This is a genomic window from Micromonospora sp. NPDC049799 (assembly GCF_040656655.1).
Classification (GTDB): domain Bacteria; phylum Actinomycetota; class Actinomycetes; order Mycobacteriales; family Micromonosporaceae; genus Micromonospora.
In genome coordinates, this window is record NZ_JBFAMU010000465.1 from 1 (window position 1) to 3,936 (window position 3,936).

5 protein-coding genes are annotated in these 3,936 nt (G+C 74.2%); all 5 read right to left on the minus strand.

Annotated features, from left to right (window positions below; all coding sequences use genetic code 11):
* Positions 1 to 939, minus strand: a 939-nt coding sequence (locus AB0I76_RS24510) for a DMT family transporter (RefSeq protein ID WP_357039784.1), incomplete at its 3' end; no start/stop codon positions are given.
* Positions 936 to 1,781, minus strand: coding sequence for an ATP phosphoribosyltransferase (gene hisG, locus AB0I76_RS24515; protein WP_357039787.1), 846 nt, complete (start codon positions 1,779 to 1,781; stop codon positions 936 to 938). The genes AB0I76_RS24510 and hisG, both read right to left, overlap by 4 nt.
* 47 nt (positions 1,782 to 1,828) lie before the next feature.
* Positions 1,829 to 2,092, minus strand: a complete 264-nt coding sequence (locus tag AB0I76_RS24520) for a phosphoribosyl-ATP diphosphatase (RefSeq protein ID WP_013732805.1) — start codon at positions 2,090 to 2,092, stop codon at positions 1,829 to 1,831.
* Positions 2,093 to 2,551: 459 nt separating this feature from the next.
* A complete protein-coding gene (ribH, locus tag AB0I76_RS24525) occupies positions 2,552 to 3,049 on the minus strand; it encodes a 6,7-dimethyl-8-ribityllumazine synthase (RefSeq protein WP_357039790.1) in 498 nt (165 codons plus the stop codon).
* Positions 3,050 to 3,051: 2 nt separating this feature from the next.
* Positions 3,052 to 3,936 (minus strand): GTP cyclohydrolase II (gene ribA / locus AB0I76_RS24530; protein ID WP_357039793.1); only part of this gene is annotated, 885 nt, incomplete at its 5' end.

Sequence of the window (3,936 nt, forward strand, 5' to 3'; positions counted from 1 at the left end):
GGCGACCACCGGCAGGCGTACGCCGGCGCCACCCGGCAGCAGCGCGTCCAGCAGCAGCGCACCGCCGAGCTGGCCGGCGACCGCGACCAGGCCGGTACGCAGCACGCCGACCACCCGGACGCCCACCACCAGCGAGGCCACGATCCCGACCCCGAGCAGTCCGCCGGTGTAGAGGTACCAGGCGTCGGGCCAGGTCGGGGCGGGCCCGGTGAAGGCACCGGCCAGGGCCGCGACGAGCAGGACGACCGGCGTACCGACGGCGAAGTTGACCGCGACCCCGGCGGCGGGCGAACTGGCGGCGGAGACACGGCCGTTGAGTGCCGACTGGAGCGCGATCCCCACCCCGCCGGCGACCGTGAGCGCGACGAGCCCGAGCGCGAGGTCACCGACGGGCTGGCCGAGCTGGGCCAGTCCCACCGCGAGGACGCCGAGCAGCGCACCGACCAGGCGTGGTCCGGTCAGCGCCAGCCGGCCCACCGGGGCGAGGCCGGCCCGGTCCACGGCCAACCCGCCCACACTGCTGCCGGCCACCCCGGCGATCGTGAAGAGGGCCACCCCGAGCACCGGCACGACGTACGCCCCGAGCAGGACGATCGTCGCCCCGCCCAACCCGCCCAGGTAGGCCCACCAGGGCAGCCGGGCGTGCCGTAACGCGGCCAGTCCGGCCCGTACCGACGGCAGGGCGAGCACGGCGAGCCCGATCAGCAGGCTCCCGCCGACGTTGTTGACGGCGGCGGCGATGGTGGGATCCCCGGCGCGCTCGCCCAGCTCCGCGTTGGCCGCGCCCTGCACCGCGGCGGCGGCACCGCCGAGCCCGACGAACAGCAGCGCCAGCCAGGCCGGCAGGAGCCGCCGGACCCGCTGCGGTGCACCCGGCGCCGACGGCGCCGGGTCAGCCGGCGAGGGCCGGGGTGCGGCCGGGGCGGGCGGCCGGCTCACAGCCGGCAGGCGTGGATGTTGGTGACCAGGATGGCCCGGGCTCCCAGCTCGTAGAGCTCGTCCATGATGCGGTGCACGTCGTCGCTGAGCACCATGGCCTGCACGGCCACCCAGCCCTCGCGGTGCAGCGGCGAGACCGTCGGCGACTCGATGCCCGGGGTCAACGAGCTGGCCCGGTCGAGCAGGCCGGCCGGGACGTCGTAGGCGAGCATCACGTAGCGGCGGGCGACGAGCACCCCGTGCAGGCGGCGCAGCAGCTGCTCGGCCTGCGGCTGGGTCGGTGCCCCGGTGCGCCGGACCAGCACCGCCGACGAGCGCAGCAGCGGATCACCGAAGACGACCAGGCCGGCCTGGCGCAGCGTGGTGCCCGTCTCCACCACGTCGGCGACGACGTCGGCGACGCCGAGCCGGATGGCGTTCTCCACCGCGCCGTCGAGACGGATCACGTCGGCCTTGACGTCCAGCTCGGCGAGGCGCCGCTCGACGAGGCCCGGGTACGCGGTGGCGATCCGGTGCCCGCCCAGCTCCTGCACCGAGGCGATGTCCTCGGGGCGGGCGGCGAAGCGGAAGGTGGCCCGGCCGAAGTCGAGGTCCACCACCTCCTCGGCCGGCGCGCCCGAGTCGATCAGCAGGTCCCGGCCGGTGATGCCGACGTCCAGGTCACCGGAACCGACGTAGGTGGCGATGTCCTTCGGGCGCAGGTAGAAGAACTCGATGTCGTTGGGCTCGTCCCGGCAGACCAGGTCCTTCGGGTCGGTGCGCTGGCGGTAGCCCGCCTCGCGCAGCATCTGGGCGGCCTTCTCGGCGAGGGCGCCCTTGTTGGGTACGGCGACACGCAGCATGACGGAGTGCTCCTTAACGATCGGGGAGGATCAACGCGGGGGCGCACTCACAGATGTCGGTAGACGTCCTTCAGCTCCAGGCCACTGGCGAGCATCAGCACCTGGACCTGGTAGAGCAGCTGGGAGATCTCCTCGGCGGTGCGCTCCGGCCCCTCGTGCTCGGCGGCCATCCACGACTCGGCCGCCTCCTCGACGACCTTCTTGCCGATGAAGTGCACCCCTTTCTCCAGGGCCGCGACCGTGCCCGAGCCCGGGGTGCCGGCGGCGGCCTTGGCCTGCAGCTCGGCGAACAACTCCTCGAACGTCTTCACCCGGTGATTCTCTCAACTGTCCCCCGGCCAGGGCAGCGCCGGGGTCCGGCGCGCGCGGTGGGTGCGGGCGGTGGGTGCGCGTGACGACCGCAGTCACGGAGGGCAACCGGACCGGCGTCGTCACTCGGAGCGACGACGCGGCGGGAAGCAGCACGGCGGCCCCGCGACTTTGCTCTGCACCCTGGAACGCACCACCGATCTGAGCTGCGTCGCGGCTGCCGAGCCCTGTCCTTCTGCGGACAGGCGTGTTCACCGTGTGCGACTGGCGCGTATCGGGGTGCAGAGCAAAGTCGGTGGAGAAGAACTGGCGAGGTCGCGCCGACGTGACACCGCGTGACGGCTGAGGCTGAACCCCTGGTCGTGCGGCACGCGACGCACGAGCCACGCGGTGGCAGGAGCGCCCACGACCCCGACCGCCCCAGGGGCGCCGGGTCGTCGCGCCGGATCAGGCGCCGGGGATCAGCCGGCGAAGCCGACCCGGTGACCGATGCCGGCGAGCGTCCGGACCGCCAGGGCGGCGTCGAGCGCCGCGACCGTGGCGGCCCAGCCCTTGTCCTCGGCGGAACCCGGCAGGCCGGCCCGGTCGCGGGCCTGCTCGATGGTCTCCACGGTGAGCACACCGTGGGCGACCGGCTTGCCCTCGTCGAGGGCGACCCGGGTGAGCCCGTCGGTCACCGAGCGGCAGACGTAGTCGAAGTGCGCGGTCGCGCCGCGTACCACCACACCGAGAGCGACGACCACGTCGCAGCGGCGGGCCAGGGCCTGGGCCACCACCGGCAGCTCCACCGAACCGGCCACCCGGGCGACGACCGCCCGCGCCCCGCACGCCTCGGCGGCGGCCACCGCCCGCTGCAGCATGTGGTCGGTCAGCTCGCCGTGCCAGCGGGCGGCGACCACACCCACGGTCATCCCGGCCGCGTCCACCGCCTCCACGCCCGGTTCACCGAAACCCGCCATCCCTACGCTCCGATCTCGTCGCCGGCGACCGGGCGGCCCATCGGAGCCTCGGTCACCTCGTCCAACTCGTCCAACAGGTGCCCCATCCGGTCCCGCTTCGTCCGCAGGTAGCGCACGTTCTCCGGGTGCGGCCGGACGGGCAGCCCCTCCCGGCCGGTGATGGTCAGGCCGTACCCCTCCAGCCCGGCCCGCTTCGCCGGGTTGTTGGTGAGCAGCCGCATCGTGCGTACGCCGAGGTCGTAGAGGATCTGGGCGCCGGTGCCGTAGTCCCGCGCGTCGGCCGGCAGGCCCAGGTCGAGGTTGGCGTCCACGGTGTCCCGGCCGAGGTCCTGGAGCTGGTACGCCTGGAGCTTGTGCAGCAGGCCGATGCCCCGCCCCTCGTGACCGCGCACGTAGAGCACCACGCCACGGCCCTCCCGGGCGACCCGTTCCAGGGCGGCGTTCAGCTGCGGGCCGCAGTCGCAGCGCACCGAGCCGAACACGTCCCCGGTGAGGCACTCGGAGTGGACCCGGACCAGGACGTCGCGCCCGTCGCCGATGTCGCCCATGACCAGGGCCACATGCTCCGCCGAGTCGTGCTCGCTGCGGTAGCCCAGCGCCCGGAACACCCCGTGCCGCGTGGGCATCCGGGCGTCCGCGACCAGCTCGACCTGCTTCTCGGTCCGCCGCCGGTACGCGACCAGGTCGGCGATCGTGACCAGGGTCAGTGCATGCTCGGCGCAGAACTTCTCCAGGTCCGGCAGCCGCATCATGGTGCCGTCGTCGTTGACCAGCTCACAGAGCACGCCGGCGGGGCGCAGCCCGGCCAGCCGGGTCAGGTCGACGGCGGCCTCGGTGTGGCCGGGCCGGCGCAGGACGCCACCCTCGCGGGCCCGCAGCGGCACGAC

What these genes read in the sequence shown, in the direction of transcription:
- ribH (WP_357039790.1), bottom strand. Translation starts at nt 3,049, where the DNA reads ATGGCGGGTTTCGGTGAACCGGGCGTGGAGGCGGTGGACGCGGCCGGG.
- hisG (WP_357039787.1), bottom strand. Translation starts at nt 1,781, where the DNA reads ATGCTGCGTGTCGCCGTACCCAACAAGGGCGCCCTCGCCGAGAAGGCC.